The organism is Bdellovibrio sp. SKB1291214 (genome assembly GCF_002209355.2).
Lineage (GTDB): Bacteria > Bdellovibrionota > Bdellovibrionia > Bdellovibrionales > Bdellovibrionaceae > Bdellovibrio.
In genome coordinates this window covers 3,019,369-3,036,377 of sequence record NZ_CP106855.1, presented here as the reverse complement: position 1 = coordinate 3,036,377, position 17,009 = coordinate 3,019,369, and the positions used below count along the sequence as shown (strand labels likewise).

Below are 17,009 nucleotides of genomic sequence, written 5' to 3'. Positions count from 1 at the left end.
TAACGAGACTCGATTTAGGAAGCTACGATGGAAGCTATGGTCTTTGGCAAGCGCGGCGCAGAAGCTCCGCTTCACGCCAAGTTCTATAATCGCGAAGGGCGCCTTTTAAATACCACATAATTTTAAATTGCTCACGAAACGTAAGCTGGCAGAAGCCTGTGTCCACATAGCAGCTCACGTGATCATCAATAGCTTTTTCTTTAATGTCACCACACTGAAGTCCTTCGACAGACTCTCTCAACCGTGTCTGTAAACAAAGTCGAACATCCTGAAGCCAGATTTGGCTATCAGGGCTGAATTTCTTTTCGTCACGTACGAATAATTCACAATAAGGAGATCCGAAATCTTTCCAATAACCGCGCTTGCCGCAAGGTTGTTGCTCTTCCATGCAGCGATAAAAATCGCAGTGTTTATCGGAAACTGGGCAGTCCAAGGCGCTGGCGTTGGTTATCAATGGGAAGGCGGTCGAAATAAGGAATGTGATCCAGACTTTAAGCATGCTCAGGAATCTCGCAAATTATGGCCCGTTTCGCAAGCGAGGAGGCCTCAAATGGAAATAAGTAGTGAATTTCTCAAGATTTTTACAGGTAAAAGTTACCTTCGGTGCTTCAAACGGGAAGGGACCTATGGTATGACTGCGCCCTATGAAAATCACCGACCTTATTTTTGACTATCCTGAAGAGCTTGTTGCGACTTCGCCTCAGCGACCTTCACGGGTTATGTGGGTGGAAAACAACCAGCCTCAAGAAATCACTCTCGTGGATTTGATGGAAAAAATTAATAAAGACGACGTCCTGGTCGTGAACAACACCCGCGTTTTAAAGCGCCGCGTGTTTTCAGGTGATGTCGAAATTCTTTTTCTTAAACAGAACTCCGACTTGGAATGGGAAGTTTTATTCCCCTCTAAGAAATTCAAAATCGGTCAGACCCTGGAACTTCCGTTGGGAGTTACTATGACGTTGGCTGAAAAGGGTCGCCCTCAGAAAGTGGTTTTGAATCAGGCTGTTACTGAAGATTACTTCCAAAAAGTTGCAGAGCTTCCACTGCCTCCGTACATTCAAAAGGCACGTAATGCTCGTCATACGGTTGATGCCGATGAATCTTGGTATCAAACAGCTTGGGCAAAAACTCCGGGAAGCTTTGCCGCTCCGACCGCAAGTCTGCATTTTTCAACAAACGATATGGAGCAACTACGCACTAAAGGCGTAAAAATTGTCGAAGTGACTTTGCACGTGGGACTTGGAACTTTCTTGCCCGTGACAGCCGAAGATCTAAACGATCATGATATGCACGAGGAATATGTCGAAGTTTCCGCTGAAAGCTGGAAGACAATCCAAGACGCTCGCAATGCGGGTCATCTGATTTGGTCTTTGGGCACAACAACCACTCGTTCACTTGAGAGTGTTGCCGGTGGCTTGTTGAAGGGTTCTGATTCCGATGGCTATCAAGGTTTCACAAAGCTTCTGATTCAGCCTGGCTACAAGTTCAAAGTGGTGCAAAGGCTGCTCACGAACTTTCACCAACCTGAATCCACCTTGCTTGCGTTGGTTTCAGGATTTTCCTCTTTAGAAACAGTTAAAACTTGCTACTTATGGGCGATTGAGAGAAAGTTCCGACTCTTTTCTTATGGCGACCTTACATGCTGGAGCCAGTAGCCCCCAGAAATGGAATAGAGGCACTGGATTAAATATGCTTGATGGTAAAAATATGACGAACACAACAGATATGAAATTGGGCGAATTTACAGTTCACAAGACTGAAGGAAACGCTCGCAGAGCTACTTTGATGACGGCTCATGGTCCCGTGCAAACTCCCGTATTTATGGCAGTTGGTACTAAGGCCACGGTGAAAGCAATGACACCGGAAGAACTTAAAGAATGTGGCACTCAAGTTGTTTTGGGTAATACCTACCACTTGCATCTTCGCCCTGGTGAATCGACAATTAAGAAAATGGGCGGGCTTCATAAATTCATGAACTGGCACGGTCCGATTTTAACTGACTCCGGTGGCTTCCAAGTTTTTTCATTATCAAAGCTTCGCAACATGACAGAAGAAGGTGTGGAGTTCCGTTCCCATTTAGACGGTGCAAAACACTTTATTTCTCCAGAAAAGAGCATGGAGATCCAAATGGATCTCGGCTCAGACATTATCATGGCTTTCGATGAATGCCTTCAGTATCCCGCGACTGACGAAGAAATTAACAAGTCTATGGCATTGACGTATCGCTGGTTGCTTCGTTCGAAAGCAGCGATGACTCGTAAAGAAAGCCTTTTGTTTGGTATCGTCCAAGGTGGCTTGAGTCTTGAGCATCGTTTAAAGTCTCTGGAGCAAATCACATCCGTGGATTTACCAGGCTATGCGCTGGGTGGCTTCTCTGTCGGAGAGCCTATTCACTTAATGCATGAGCTATTGCCTCACGTTGCTCCGAAAATGCCAGCCAATAAGCCGCGTTATTTGATGGGCGTGGGTACGCCAACGGATTTAATTATTGCAATAGATTCTGGCATCGACATGTTTGACTGCGTCATGCCTACACGTGTGGCACGTAATGGTACGATCTTTACTTGGCAGGGCAAAGTCAGCATCAAGCGCAGCGAGTACAAAGAAGACCCATCTCCGCTTGATCCAGAATGTGATTGTTATACTTGTACGAACTATACAAAGGCATATCTTCGCCACATGTTCCTAAGTGGTGAAATTTTAGGCTCTCGTTTGAACACGATTCACAACATTCATTTCTATATGAAGTTGATGGAAAAAGCGCGCGAGGCGATCGCTGAAGGCCGTTGGGCGGCGTTCCGTGATGACTGCTTAACGCGTTTCGTAAAGAAAGGGTAACTGACATAACTATTGATTCTTCCATGGAATAATGCTGAATTTTAGCGTCATCATTGGAGGAATCATGTTATTCAATCTACTAGTTAATGCAGCATTTGCTCAATCCGCAGCCCCAGCAGCGGGTGGTCAACCATCTACTCTTGAGATGTTTGTGCCATTTATCTTTATCTTTGTTATTTTCTATTTCCTTATCATTCGTCCTCAGTCTAAACGCCAAAAAGAACATCAGAAGTTTTTGACGGAACTTAAACGCGGTGACGAAGTCATCACGTCTTCTGGTATCCTTGGTCGTCTTGAGGGCATCACTGACCAATTCGTGACTGTAGAGATCGCGGACGGTGTGAAAGTTAAAATGCTTCGTACACAAATTGCGACAACTCAGAAAGCAGCAACAGAGGAAAAGAAATAATGGAAGGACTTCGTTGGAGAACCATCGGCGCCGCCGCTGGTATCGTATTGGCTATCGTATGGTTTGCCCCAAACATGATCAATGTTGGGAGCTGGTGGCCATCTAAGCAAAAAATGAACTACGGTTTGGACATTCAGGGTGGCTTGCACCTTGTAATGGGAGTTGACGTTGATGGTGTGGTGAAAGAATCCACAACACGTTTGATGGCTTCCATCAAAGCGGATACTGCTAAAGAAAACGTAGGCGTGACTGACATCAAGTCTGAAAAACCTGAATCAGGCGAGTTGACTCTGCACTTTGCAGCTGGCGATAAAGCTAAAGTTCAAAAATATATGTCAGAAAAGCATCCTGCGGACCTTCAAGAAGTTGGATCCACAGATTCTTCGTTAACATATCGTTATTTCGATGCTTACATGAATGAATACAAAAACAAAGTCATTCAACAAGCGATTGAAACAATCCGTAACCGTATCGACGAGTTCGGGGTGGCAGAGCCGTCTATCTCTCAACAAGGTACAAATCGTATCTTGGTTCAATTGCCAGGTATGGCCGATGCTGAAAAAGCGAAACAGTTGATTAATACAACTGCGAAGCTTGATTTCATGATCGTCTCTAACGAAAAAACGCCCACTGAATTAATGGCGATGATCGCTGAGGTTGAAAAAGCCGGTGGTTATAAACTAGAAGGTATGAAGTACTCGGACTATGTGACTCGTATCAACAACGATCTTAAAGGTAAATTGCCTGAAAAGACGGCTGTGTACTTTGAAAAATCTGGAAATGCAGCAACGATGGAAGCTGGCGCAGTTCCGTATCTTCTTAAAACAGATACAGACCTGACGGGCTCTGCTTTGGATGATGCTACTGTTGGTTATGATCAATACGGCGCTCCTATGGTTTCTCTTCGTTTCAACTCTGCAGGTGCAGCTAAGTTCGCTGATTTGACAGGTAATAATTCTGGCAAACAAATGGCGATCGTTTTGGATAAAATCATCAAATCGGCTCCAAGCATTCGTGAACGTATTGGTGGTGGTTCTGCGACTATCACATTGGGCGGCGGTCGTGACCGTAACCAAATGATGGACGAAGCAAAAATGATCTCTACAGCTCTTCGCGCGGGTTCTTTGCCAGCGACTTTAGAGCAATTGGAAGAGCGTCGTGTGGGCGCAACTCTTGGTCAAGATGCTATCGCAAAAGCTAAATTGGGCGCCTATATCGGTGCTGCTTTGATCATCCTATTTATGCTTATGTACTACAAAGGCATGGGCGTCGTGGTGACTGTGGCTTTGGGCGTAAACGTTTTGGCGGTGCTTGCATTGCTAACTTCATTTGGCGCAACTTTGACATTGCCAGGTATCGCGGCGATCGCCTTGACGGTCGGCTTTGCGGTGGATGCGAACGTTTTGATTAACGAACGTATTAAAGAAGAGCTCTTTGCGGGTCACAGTTTGAAAGTGGCGATCAAAGAAGGTTACAACCGCGCGATGTCTGCGATCATCGACTCGAACGTCACAACAGGTGCGACAGCAGTTGTACTTTTGTACTTCGGAACTGGTCCAGTGCGTGGTTTTGCGGTGAACTTATTGATCGGTATCGTAACAACTCTGTTTGCGAACGTTTTCTTCTCGAAAGTGATCGTGGATCAATTGGTTTACAAATTTAACGTGAAAAAGTTGTCAATCTAGGATCGGTATAAAAATGGCTAACAATAATACAAAAAATACGGCAACTGAATCTTCTGGCAAATACGATTTTATCGGTAAAGTGAATATTTTTACCGGTATCTCGGTTTTGTTGGTCGTGGCTTCTTTGATTTACCTTGGTGTTAAAGGTATTAACTACGGTATCGACTTTAAAGGTGGTACTGAGTTTCAAGTGAAATTCGACAAAGGCGTTTCCATCGACCAAGTTCGTCATTCAGTAGATGAACTAAAACTGGGCGAAGTGGGCGTTCAATCATTCGGTGATAACAATGAATTCATCATCCGTTTCCAAGGTAAGCAGGGTGCTACTGATAAAGAAACGAATGAAATCTTGAATCAAGACATCTCGAAAATTAAAGATATCATTTTGACGACTTTCAAAGATCACAATCCGGATATCCGTCGTGTTGATACTGTTGGTCCTCAAGTGGGTGCTGAATTGAAACGTAACGGATTACTTGCAGTATTCTATTGCTTGCTTGTGATCCTGATCTACGTTGCGCTTCGCTTCGATTATAAATATGCACCGGGTGCGGTGTTCTGCTTATTCCATGATGCGGTGATCACTTTGGCGATCTTCGTAGCTGTGGGTAAAGAGGTGAACGTACCAATCCTTGCGGCGATTCTGACTTTGATCGGTTACTCGCTGAATGACACGATCGTGGTGTTCGACCGTATTCGTGAAACCGATGCGCACTACCATGATAAAGGCTATGGCTTCATCATCAATAAAGCGATCAACGACATGCTTCACCGTACATTGATGACTTCCGGAACAGTATTCACTTCAGCATTGTGCTTGTGGTTGTTCTCGGGTGGCACAGTGGGTGATATCGCCTTTGCGATCTGCGTGGGTATCGTGTTTGGTACTTACTCTTCCATTTACGTGGCAGCTCCGGTTGTCTTGATGATGGATAAAATTATGGGTAAGAAAACAGCAGCTTAAGCTTAAAACTTCAAAGGCCCCAGATGGGGCCTTTGTGTTCTTGGAGAGTTTGTGAATCCTTTGTGGAAGTTAAGAGAAGCAGCAGCCGAGGTGGCGACACCTGAAAGAGTCGAGGGGCAATGGCCATCCTTGATCGGTAAGCTTTTGGCGGCCCGCGGATTTACCAGCCCTCAAGAGGTCGACAAGTTGCTTTTTCCAAAACTCGTGGATTTGAAAGATCCTCTTTTGCTAAAGGGGATGTCTCAAGCGCTCGAGCGTCTTGGTCAAGCTTATCTGAACAAAGAAAAGATCTGCATCTATGCCGACTTTGATTTGGACGGAACTTCTGGGCTCGCGCTGTTGAAAACGGGGATGCAGGCTTTAGGTTTTACCGAGGTTTTGCACTATCAACCGAAGCGTCTTTCTGAAGGTTACGGTTTTCATGCGGCAGCCGTTGAAGACCTTAAATCGCAAGGTGTATCTTTAATTATCACCGTTGACGTGGGTATCACTGCTCACGCGGCAATCGACAAAGCTCGTGAATTGGGAGTGGATGTAATCCTAACAGATCACCACTTGCCCGCAGAGTCTTTGCCTGAAGCTTACGTCATTATTAACCCTAACCAAGGAACTTGCGAAAGTGGTTTAGGTTATTTGTGCGGGGCTGGAGTTGCCTTTTATCTTCTTCGTGGCCTAAAAAGATACTTTCATGATCATCCGCAACTACCTAAAAACAACTGGGATTTAAAAGAAGTCTTAGATTATTTTACGATCGGCACTTTGACCGACATGGTTCCCCTTGTTGATGACAACCGTGTATTAGTGAAGCATGGTTTGGTGAAGCTTGCCGAGACTAAAAGAGCAGGACTTCGAGCATTACTTGAAGAGTTAGATCTTCAAGACCGCGCTTTAACGAGCCAGGATGTTGCGATTCGTTTCGCTCCAAAACTGAATGCATTGTCGCGTATGGAGTCTGGGGTTTTACCAATTGATATATTTCTTTTAGACGACGTTTCCAAAGCTCGTGATATGGTTCGTCAAGTTATGAAGAACAATTCGACACGCGTGCAATTGCAGAGCGATGCGGAGTCAGAAGCTCAAGAACTTCTTAAACAGTGGCCACATAAAGACTTTGTATTCGTAGCTTCTCCCAGTTTCCATCGTGGGGTTCTGGGATTGATCGCGACGAAGCTCACTCAAGTATACAACAAGCCAGCCTTCGTGGGGTCTGTGGGTGAAGATGGAATGATCGTAGGATCTGCTCGTCTTCCTCAAGGTCAGGAGGCATGTCTAGTCGAGGCGATGACAACCGCTTCTGAATTGATGAGTCGTTTCGGGGGCCACTCTGCGGCCGCTGGCTTTGAAATTGCTGAAACGAAAGTGGCTCAATTTGTGGATCGTCTGAACTCTCATTTTTCCGATCTGCGTGAAAAGCCAAAGCCGCTTGAGATTTTTTACGATGTTCAAGCCCGTCTTCCAGAGGTCAGTACAAATCTGATGAAATGGTACGATTTTGTCGGCCCCTTTGGTGCAGGCTTCGCGATTCCATTGATTCATTTTACAAGTATTCAAGTTTTATCAAAAAGAGAACTTAAGGGTGGTCATCTTCGCCTGAAGCTCTTTGATCCAGATAGCAATGCGACGATGGAAGCCTTGTTATTTACCCCGACACCTCGTCAGTTAGAAACTTTGCACAATGTGCCTGGTTTTTATGATATCTTAGGGGAGCTGCAGTGGAATTACTTTGCTGGGCAAAAAACAATCCAAATCCTAATTCGTGATCTGAAGGCCATGTCATGAAGAATAAGAAAAAAGTCGTTGTCCTTTTGTCGTCGGGCTTAGACTCGACTGTTAATATTTTCGAAGCGATCAAGCACAACCATGAAGTCGTCTTAGCGTTGACTTTTAATTACGGCCAAAAGGCTGCTAAAAAAGAAATCGAACAATCCGCAAAAATTGCAAAACACCTCGGTGTGCCTCACAAAGTATTGGATGTGACTTGGTTTAAAGAATTCAACAAGTCCTCCTTGTTAGTCGACGATCAGCAAGTGCCGACAGGTAAAGATGTCGAAATCGACAATTTGCAAAAATCGGCAGACACGGCAAAGTCGGTGTGGGTTCCAAATCGCAATGGTATTTTCTTAAATATCGCTGCAGCCTATGCGGAAGCGTTGGGTGCCGACTCCGTTATCCCTGGATTCAACGCTGAAGAGGCGGCCACTTTTCCGGATAACTCCATTGATTTTCTAAAGGCTGCAACGGCGGCGTTTTCATATTCTACTGCAAATAAGGTGACCGTGGGTTGTTATACGGCTCATTTGAATAAACCTGCGATTGTGATGCTAGGGCAAGGCTTAGACGTTCCTTGGGAGCTGACTTGGCCCTGTTATTTTGCGGGCGAAGACTGGTGTGGGCAGTGTGAATCCTGCCAACGTGCCAAGCGTGCGTTTGCGGCAGCAAATGTTGATGTGAAAAATCTATTTAAGGAGTAACAATGGAAACGCATTTTATTGAAAAGAAATTTTCTTATGATGGCAGCCAACTTCGTTCGTTGTTTGCTTACCTTGATCATGGAGTTCTGGGGCCTTCTATTATTTCTTGGATCGGCCGCTGCAATATCCCGACATCTCACATGGTGGACGGTGAGGATTTGCTAGCCAACGCCATCATCGCTGGCGACGAAATGCTCCACTTTATTATTGAAGTATTTGATCGTGATCTTTTTAGCGGGGTCGCTTTGCAACGACTGTTCGCCTCGATCGCCCGTGATTACATGCAAGCACATGCAGGAAAAGCACTTCAGACAGAGACTTTGATTCGCGACGGGGATGACATCTACTGGGGCGATCGCAAACTTTCAATCAGTATCGCGACTCGGTCACCGGTTTCAACAATGGTTCATTTCGCAATGAACATCACCAATGAAGGCACACCTGTAAAAACAGCCTGTTTGAATGATTGGCAGGTTGATCCTCGCAGAACAGCCGAAGATCTGATGACTCTTTTCAGAAAAGAGTATCAGACCATCGTCACTGCTACCCAAAAAGTTCGTCCCGTTCCTTAATATTATTATTTTGCAGCCGCTGGATCTGCCGGTGCCACGGGCACCGTTGAAACCGGTGGCGCGTTTTTTATGGTCGGCGGTACTGTAGCGGGCGTTCCTCCTGCAACAGCATGTGCTATTGGAGCAGAAACAGTTGGTGATGCTTGCGCAGGTGCAGCTTGTGGTGCCGTTGTAGCAGCTGCGGTCGTTTGATCTTGCGTTTTTTCTGCCGGAGGAGAGGCTGGGACAGATGTCGCAGTCGCGGTCGCGGTTGCCGGTGTCGGTGCCACTACAGGCGCAGTTGTAGTCGTGACTGATGCCGGGGTCTTAGTGGGTGTGGCTTCTGCCGTTTTATTTGGAGTGGCTGCAGCGACAGGAGCTTTGGTTGGTGAAACGCTTGGGACGACGTTTGGCTTAATTGCGACGACAGTTTTTGTTGGTCCTTCAAAAAGATTCGCAGGCATACGACTTGTGTCTTTGCCTTCCATAATTGCGAAAATGATTGCCTTTTTGTCTTCGTAGGCGTCCGGATCAAGTCGATTTGTATTCATCGCTTTATCCAAATACTTCAGAGCTCTTTGAGCTGTCATAGGATTTCTGTCTTTAAGTGCACGTTTCGCGTAAACCTCAAACATACCGCCCAGGCAAGAAGCATTGTTCGTGGAGTGAGTGAGTCCTTTTGAAAATGATGCCTCGGCCAAGTCCTGATTTTTTGCGATATCTAGGGGATTGTCTGCCTTCTGATAAAGTGACTTCATACCTTTGTCGGCATAAGCTTCCGCAAGATTTATATGACCCGCATCACTCTGTACTTTTCTTAAAACTTCCTCTCCAAAGGAGATGGCCACATCAGTATGTCCGGATTTTCGTAAAGTCCAAATTGCATTTTGAATAGTGATGGAGGACTGACTCGGTTCAAGATCAATAGCGTATTTGTAGTAGGCGATTGCTTTAGGGATGTCGTTCATTGTTACCAAAAGATTTGCGAGGGAAGAGGCTGCAAATCGACGATTGCCATTTGATTGTGCTGTGGTGAGAGCTTTGCTGTAAGAACCCATCGCAGCATTATTCTGTTTTAGTTCTTCTAGAACAGTACCGCCCAAGATATAGAGATCGAAGTCTTTTGTTGAAACTTTATAAGCGTCATTGAATAGCTTAGATAAATTCGTTGTATCTTTTTTTATGACGGCATTCCATGTCAGCTGTTGCAAAACTTTTGGATCGTTAGGATTTTGTTGCGCAATAGGTTTGAGAATCGACTCAGCCTCATCTAAGTAGGCATTGTATTTAGTTGCATCCTCGCTGGTGCCATTTAAGTTGCGAAGAATTCGTGCTTTAAGAATTGTTGCCTCTTTGTTGGCTGGCGACGTGCTTAAAATGTTGTTGACGATATGATACGCGTTTTTAATTCCTTTGGTAGTTCTTTGGTCGTATTCAAGTTGTGCCTTTTCCATCGTGTATACGACATCTTGCTTGGTCACATCTTTGGTCGCTGGCTTAATCTGAACGAAACGGTCCGTCGCGCAAGTGCGAATGGCCGCGACATGATTTTTAAAAGTATCGGAGTTGATTTCCTTAGCGGAAATGGCTGATTTGGTGACTTGCAAATCATCCTCAACGCGGAAACCATTTGTATCTTTAATATACGCACGTGTGAATCGATACCACGGAGTGATCAAAGTACATTCGGGTGGGTAACCGACAACATTATAAGACTTTACGCGAGTGACGGTTTTTTCTGAGTAAGTAGCGGGCAAATATGCGTCTGTGGATCTATACCCTTGATAAGCTAAATAGACCGCAATCGATGTTGGGAAACCTACATCAAGATAAAGTTTTTGATCGTCCCATTTTACGATTTCCTCACCAGCACTCAAGAACTTTCCCTGAATTTTGCTAGCGATGCGATTTCTAAATGCCACACCCGGGAACGTGACGTTGTTATCAACCTCAGTTCGTAAGTAGTTCTTCAAAACTTTTTTAGCCGTGTCTTCGCTCTTTGCAAAATAAGCTTCTAAGATCGATTTTGCATATTCACCGGATGCGGTAAATGATCCACTTATATCACTCGTAGTATCCTGTCGGATGAGGATTTCCTTATCAAACGTCAACAGAGAGGAAGCTGCGTCTGAATACGGGATCTTCTCAAGACCTTGAGTTGCAGTGTTGACCTCCAAGGCCAAAGAGTCTGCGATGTCTGTGTTTATATAACTGGAGTTGGAAACGATGTTCGTGGGATCGACCCATAATGTCTTGCCATCAGTCTGAACCTTAACAATCGCGTGGTTGAAAAGATTGGGATTCACCAAAGGCTTTCCGTCGTTCTCGATAATTGTTACTCCAGAGGAGCGTGGTGTTCTCATAACCAGAGCAATTTTAGCATCGATTCCCATTGAGCGCAGGATAGCTGTTGTCACCAGTGAAAAGTCTTTGCAGTCGCCCGTTTTTACTTTGGCAATCTTAGCCAGAGGTTGAGCGATGTACATTTTTTCGAAACTCGTCCATGTTCCCTTGTAGGTCATGATGGAGGAAAGTTCTGAGGTCACGATGTCAATTTTTTCGTTCGTCGTTTTTCCGGCATTTGCTTTTTTGACAATGCGTTTGAAGGTCTCAGGCAATGTTTTAACATTGAGAATATCTTCGTACTTGGTTGCGATAGGTGCAACGAAAGTATTCCAATTGTTCATAGTCGATACGTCGATACGGGACATCTGACCGCGGGTGATGATCGATAGGAGTTCTTTTTCAGGAACTTTAAAGATAGGTTTCGTTTGCGTAAATTCAAAAACGTAATAGTTCCCTTCTTTACTTTCTTTTGTTGAAACGGCACCCCAAGGATCATTGATCTGTGTATAGATGGGAATTAATGATTTGATTTTTGCTCTGCCGGCATATTCAGGAGCATGAACACCAAAGACGTAACTTTGCTGAAAAAGGCCTTTTACCATCATCTTTTTCGATTTTACCTTGACCGTGTATTTTGTCGTAGAACCAATCTTTAGATTATCAAATGGAATGACCATTTCTTTCAGATGACTGATGCCTTGTTGAGGCCCTTGTGCGCTACGAGTAATCACCTGCTTGGGATTGACGGGCGTCTCAACGCCATCTGTTTTTGAAGAACCGCTCACAAACGTAACTGTCATCGCGTCTGGGATGACAGGAATAGTTTGTAAGACAAGAGCGTTACGTCCTTGCTCATTCAGAACTTTCATTTCCGAGGTTCGCGTGGATTCAAAGTTGCCATCGGCGTCGATGATGACGTCGTCACTGCTATCAACGATGGAGACGGGGGCTTCATTTTCCTTCATCCACTCCGCGGCGGCGAAAGATGAGGTAAACAAAAAAGCTATCGATGTCAGTGAAATCAGGCGTGTTTTCATAAGATCTTTTTCGGATTTTAACCGCCGAACTTAATTGATTTGTGTTTAGAATTATATCTAGATCGCGGGTTTTACGAGCTATTCGGGGAAATTTGATTTTTTTGTCTAAGAAAGAGTCAATATCCTAGACCAAATAGCGCGGCATTCTAAGCAGAGTCTTTTTCTTTAGATTTGATATAGGCGTCTACGAGCCACAAGCGGATGTGCTTTAGAAAAGCATCTTTCATTCCAAAAAAGACAAAGTGGTTTAGATATCCGTTATCGTTTTTATTTTCTTCGGAATAATTAACCGTTGCGATGATCTCGGGATTTTGGTGTTCTTCCATACGCCACAAGATGAATTCACGGAATGCTCCCGTGCTAATAGCGCGATGGTACTTCATGACCAGCCCAGCTTCTGATATTTGCGTGATCTCGACAGGGTTTGCAACCTTAGCCTCAGTGGGCTGTTTTACATAGGGGAGAGCCGTGGGTTCAACGGTCGTGATAGGAAAGTTCGTAATAAGTTTTTTAGCAATGTATAGCTTATCTAGGGGAGTAAAGAAAATATCCTTGCACCAGCGACTCATATCTATGACTTCTGGTGGTGCAATTTTACTGCGCGATAAAATGATAAGCGGAGGCGATCCCTGCCACTCGACGCTGTTCTTTTTCGCTCGGTCCTTCATTTTCTCGACCAGCGCATTCCATGTTTTTTCTTTCTCAATATCGAGCATGTGATAATTAATGATGACAAGATCTGGTTGAATAGGGGGATTTTGGCGCTCTTTACTGTCCAGCTCTTGAATATCTGATAGAAGCTGCCCTTGGCTTTTGTAACTGAAAACTTCGATGTTTTGAAACTTTTGAGTCAGCATCGCTTTGAATTCAATATCCAAAAGCTCATCATCATTGAGTAAAACAATGCGGGTTTTTAGGTTTCCTTTGGGAGTCTGTAAATCCAAAGTTCTGTGATCTTTGTTCTGAATGATTTCCCTACGAAGCTTTGCAATTTGAGCTGGGTCTGCAGCCACAAATTGAAAAGTACAAAGGAACTCTTTAATTGAGATTTCTTTGCATGCCACACAGACTGCAAGCAAACTTTTCTTGCTGTCTGTAGAAAAGGCTTCGCTGTAATACTTCGTGATCGCGCCGATTTTGATTTCATGATTATTTAGACTGGTGAAGCCGATCTCTGAAACGGATTGAAATTGAATATCCTTTAACATTTCAATCTGTGCTGACATCTTTGCGGCTGTCAAAGTCGAACTTGTGACAGGGTGATGGCCAGTTAAAGCGTATTGCAGATGTTCTTTTACGATTAACTTATCAAAAGGCTTATAAAGAACGTTATTAATAATACGTTCCTCTGCAAGCTTGATATCGAATGTAGGATTATCAAAGGCAGTTAGAATCAGAGCTGTTGGCTCTTGCTCCGAACACATTTTCTTGCGAACGAAAAAGTCTCTGGCGCGCCTCACAAGTCCCATGTTCTTGGTGCCCAAAAATTCGTTTTTCGCAATGACCAAACGTAATTCGTCGGCGATGGATGGCTCGGTAAGGTCGGAATTATCTAAGGGGTGTTTGATGCCGGCATTCGCTAGGGCTTTAGCGCCGTCTTGAATTGCGATCTTCAAAAATTCGTGGAAGCTTGCAAGATCCTTGAAAAATCGAATAGAAAGCTGAGGATCTATACTTTTTATGATCTCATATAGATCCTGACTCGTTCTTTCATCATCTTCGAGAATCAGGATAAACTTCATACACCTATTGTATCTTGAAATGGGACTAAAAACCAGATGACTGGATTTTAGTCCCGAATTGATCTGCTATCCGCTTCAAGCTCGTTGGAGTGTTTATGGATCGTCCCACTTAGCGGAATAAAAAGTAAACTGCGCCCACTAAGCAAAGGCCCGCATACAGGTAATCTATCTTAAGTGGTTGACCCATGTACCAGTACGAAAACCCCGCAAAAACAACCATTGTGATCACCTCTTGAATGACCTTGAGTTGTGGCAGTGTATAGACTTCGGATCCCATGCGGTTGGCGGGAACTTGGAAGATGTACTCGAACAAAGCAATGCCCCAACTCACAGCAATTGCGATCCACAAGGCGGAGCTTTTCAGGCTTTTCAAGTGTCCGTACCATGCAAAGGTCATAAAGATATTAGAAACTAAAAGCAAAGCGATAGGGCTGATATACTGAAGCATTACTTGTGAGTCCTTTGGTTGTAAGCGTGATTGCAAAGCAAGCTTGCGATACGGCGATATTCGCTCAATAAATCCAAGTGGATGGAACTCGTGTTGATGGAAGTGTTCAAGCCCCGATTCAAACGGCTGATATGATTTTCACGCAAAGAAATTTCCAATTTTGCCAAGTCTCTTTTTAATTGAATCGCTTCTTCGCAAAGTTCCCGGTTTTGGTAAGCATTCACTGCCATGGCTGCGACCTTGACTACTTGCTCGTGCATTTCGCGAATTTCTTGCCAACCCTCACCGGAAAATTCAAGTTTTAACGCGTTCTTTTTTATCGCTAAAGCCAGGATGTTGATATCAATTGCATCGGCCGCCCGTTCAGCATCACTCAGGAACATAATCATATTCATGATGTTTTGGTGAACGACTGTCGGTGATTTGTTTGCATGGTCTAACAAGAACATTTTTGTTTCACGGTAAAGGAAATCGACCTTGTTATCGCGATCCTTGATGGAATCAAAGACTTTTGGATCGTTCGTCTCAAACAACTGAATGGAGTCTTTAATCATCCCCAAAACAATATCTGCTGTACGCATAATCTCGCGATTGGCATAAGAAACAGCTAGTGCAGAGCTTTGATAATTGTCCTTGTTAACAAACTCTGTTCCAAATTCTTCGGAGGCAGACTTAGGAAACATCTTTTCAATCCATTGAGCACCTTTGTCGATGAATGGATAGAAAAGGATCGCCGAAATGATGTTGAAGATCAGATGGGCATTCGCGATCGAGCGCGCAATCGTGGTATCAAACTGCAGCAGGAAGTCGATAAAAAGCTGAGTGAACGGATAAAATATGACCACGCTGATGGTTTTGTAAAAGAAATGCGCCCATGCGACTTGGCGACCGATGTAGTTCCCGCCAGCTGCAGAAATCAACGCGACGGATGTCGTTCCGATATTGGCGCCATAGACCCAAATCATCGCATCATAGAAAGTGATGGCTTTAACAGCCGCCAAACTCATGGCGATACCAATTGTGATTGCGGAGCTTTGTACGAAAGCACAAAACGCTATCGAGATGAGAAGGGAGTATCCTGGGTTATCGCGCACACTCTGAAAAAACTCTGTTAGCATCGGGTTTTCAGCAAAGTGATGGGAGGCTGTGGATACAAGTTTTAAGCCTAAGAATAACAAACCAAAACCCATGAAAACCAGGGCTAAGTTTTTAAATACGGTCTTTTTGGCTTTAAAGTAAAACGCAAATGCGATCGCGAAAACAGGCAGGGCATATTGGCTTAAATCAAAGGAAATCAATTGTACGGTCAATGTGGTACCGATCGCGGTTCCGATGATTACGCCCATCACTTGGCGAAGATTGATAACTTTGGCAGAGCCTAAGCCCACCAACATAGAGGTCGCTGCTCCAGAACTCTGCATTAATGTTGTAAGCCCAACACCGGTTAAGATCGCCAACAATTTACTTTGCGAAAGGTGATTCAAGAGGCTTGTGATTTTGCCTGCCATCAGTTTTTCAAGGGAAGAACTTGTGATGGACATCCCGTAAAGGAAGATCGCGACACCGCTGATTAATAAGATGAAGAATGAGTTCTGTGTATCAATCATAAAGAATTATATTAGCAGCATCTTTTTAGTTTTAGGAAGCAGCAAATCTGATTTATGCTGAGGGTTCCTCGAAGGAGAGTTTCATGTCGGACCTAAAAAAGCCAGTTTTGGTAGTGGCAGCGGTCATTCGCAGAGAAAATGACTCGGAAAAACGCATTTTGCTAGTGCGTCGAGGCCCTGATCAAAGCGGAGCGGGATTTTGGGAGTTTCCTGGCGGAAAGGTCGAGCCTTCAGAGTCTCCCGAACAAGCTCTTCGCCGTGAAATTGATGAGGAGCTAGGAATTAGGATCATCGTCGGAGCCTTGATTGACGAGCAAGACTTTGCATATCCAACGAAAACAATCCGCTTGCGTGTTTATGAATCTATAACCAGTGATGTGCACATCACTTTAACAGAGCATGATGCAATGAAGTGGCTAAAGCCTGAAGAAATTGTCAAAGAGGAGTTGTCAGCAGCCGACAGGCCGTTTGTGGATCTGCTTCAAGGTAAAAGATAGGCACGTTCATCAGCACGTGGAAGACGACAGAAATCACGTTTACCAAACCAAGTGTAACGATTGTTCGCAATCTGTTTGTAAAGAACGTCTCGTAAAAATCCAGGGATGACCCATCCAAGACGAGACAAGTTGTACCCTCCCCCTAAACTCGAAAGAATTTTAAGAACAGCTGACGAGCGGTAGTAGGTCTTGCCTGCCTCATAGTAGATCACTGTGTCTAAGTTTTCGCGGTCCTTAGGAGAGAGAAGTGCCTCCGCGGTACTTCCTTGGAGTGGTGCAAAGAGAAACTGATGTTGCGGGTCGCGAGAAATGATAGCATCGACAAAGCCATTACAAAGATGGCAGACACCATCGAAAAACACGACCTTTCTCATTTTAACATCTACATTTTCCATAGCATTCCTAGGCTACAAT

Annotated in this window: 15 protein-coding genes; 9 read left to right on the top strand and 6 right to left on the bottom strand. The window is 44.5% G+C overall.

The genetic code is table 11. The features are described from left to right. Positions 1-34: 34 nt before the first annotated feature. Positions 35-499 carry a hypothetical protein gene (locus tag B9G69_RS15015; RefSeq protein WP_088614425.1) on the bottom strand — a complete coding sequence of 155 codons (465 nt, stop codon included), beginning with the start codon at positions 497-499 and terminating at the stop codon, positions 35-37. Between the two features lie 145 nt (positions 500-644). Here B9G69_RS15015 and queA point away from each other — a divergent pair, with 145 nt between their 5' ends. From queA to B9G69_RS14975, 8 genes are all read left to right on the top strand, one after another. Further along, positions 645-1,655: a tRNA preQ1(34) S-adenosylmethionine ribosyltransferase-isomerase QueA gene (gene queA / locus B9G69_RS15010; protein ID WP_088614426.1), complete on the top strand. Its 1,011-nt coding sequence runs from the start codon at positions 645-647 to the stop codon at positions 1,653-1,655. Positions 1,656-1,689: 34 nt separating this feature from the next. Continuing rightward, entirely contained in the window at positions 1,690-2,838 is a 1,149-nt protein-coding gene (tgt, locus tag B9G69_RS15005) for a tRNA guanosine(34) transglycosylase Tgt (RefSeq protein ID WP_088614427.1), read from the top strand. 64 nt (positions 2,839-2,902) lie between these two features. Further along, positions 2,903-3,247: a preprotein translocase subunit YajC gene (yajC, locus tag B9G69_RS15000; RefSeq protein ID WP_176400901.1), complete on the top strand. Its 345-nt coding sequence runs from the start codon at positions 2,903-2,905 to the stop codon at positions 3,245-3,247. After that, complete coding sequence (gene secD, locus B9G69_RS14995; RefSeq protein ID WP_088614428.1) at positions 3,247-4,932, top strand: protein translocase subunit SecD; 1,686 nt, start codon at positions 3,247-3,249, stop codon at positions 4,930-4,932. The genes yajC and secD overlap by 1 nt, the downstream gene beginning before the upstream one ends. Positions 4,933-4,945: 13 nt before the next feature. Then, entirely contained in the window at positions 4,946-5,896 is a 951-nt protein-coding gene (secF, locus tag B9G69_RS14990) for a protein translocase subunit SecF (protein ID WP_088614429.1), read from the top strand. 51 nt (positions 5,897-5,947) lie between these two features. Continuing rightward, positions 5,948-7,675, top strand: a complete 1,728-nt coding sequence (gene recJ, locus B9G69_RS14985; RefSeq protein ID WP_088614430.1) for a single-stranded-DNA-specific exonuclease RecJ — start codon at positions 5,948-5,950, stop codon at positions 7,673-7,675. Further along, entirely contained in the window at positions 7,672-8,367 is a 696-nt protein-coding gene (gene queC / locus B9G69_RS14980) for a 7-cyano-7-deazaguanine synthase QueC (RefSeq protein ID WP_088614431.1), read from the top strand. Before recJ ends, queC begins: the two co-directional genes overlap by 4 nt. Positions 8,368-8,369: 2 nt before the next feature. Beyond that, positions 8,370-8,939 carry a DUF366 family protein gene (locus tag B9G69_RS14975; RefSeq protein WP_088614432.1) on the top strand — a complete coding sequence of 190 codons (570 nt, stop codon included), beginning with the start codon at positions 8,370-8,372 and terminating at the stop codon, positions 8,937-8,939. Positions 8,940-8,944: 5 nt separating this feature from the next. Here B9G69_RS14975 and B9G69_RS14970 read toward each other — a convergent pair whose 3' ends face one another. The 4 genes from B9G69_RS14970 to B9G69_RS14955 form a co-directional block, all read right to left on the bottom strand. Next, positions 8,945-12,301 carry a DUF3857 domain-containing protein gene (locus B9G69_RS14970; protein WP_088614433.1) on the bottom strand — a complete coding sequence of 1,119 codons (3,357 nt, stop codon included), beginning with the start codon at positions 12,299-12,301 and terminating at the stop codon, positions 8,945-8,947. A gap of 146 nt (positions 12,302-12,447) precedes the next feature. After that, positions 12,448-14,043 (bottom strand): hypothetical protein, encoded by a 1,596-nt coding sequence (locus B9G69_RS14965; protein ID WP_088614434.1) that lies wholly within the window; start codon positions 14,041-14,043, stop codon positions 12,448-12,450. A gap of 109 nt (positions 14,044-14,152) precedes the next feature. Further along, complete coding sequence (locus B9G69_RS14960) at positions 14,153-14,491, bottom strand: DMT family protein (protein WP_265437813.1); 339 nt, start codon at positions 14,489-14,491, stop codon at positions 14,153-14,155. Next, positions 14,491-16,098: a Na/Pi cotransporter family protein gene (locus B9G69_RS14955; RefSeq protein WP_088614436.1), complete on the bottom strand. Its 1,608-nt coding sequence runs from the start codon at positions 16,096-16,098 to the stop codon at positions 14,491-14,493. Before B9G69_RS14955 ends, B9G69_RS14960 begins: the two co-directional genes overlap by 1 nt. An 83-nt stretch (positions 16,099-16,181) precedes the next feature. Between B9G69_RS14955 and B9G69_RS14950 the strand changes: the two genes are divergently transcribed. Continuing rightward, entirely contained in the window at positions 16,182-16,595 is a 414-nt protein-coding gene (locus tag B9G69_RS14950) for a (deoxy)nucleoside triphosphate pyrophosphohydrolase (RefSeq protein ID WP_088614437.1), read from the top strand. On the opposite strand, the gene B9G69_RS14945 is transcribed toward B9G69_RS14950, so the two are convergent. Next, positions 16,580-16,990 carry a thiol-disulfide oxidoreductase DCC family protein gene (locus tag B9G69_RS14945; protein ID WP_088614438.1) on the bottom strand — a complete coding sequence of 137 codons (411 nt, stop codon included), beginning with the start codon at positions 16,988-16,990 and terminating at the stop codon, positions 16,580-16,582. The genes B9G69_RS14950 and B9G69_RS14945 overlap by 16 nt on opposite strands. Between the last annotated feature and the right edge of the window lie 19 nt (positions 16,991-17,009).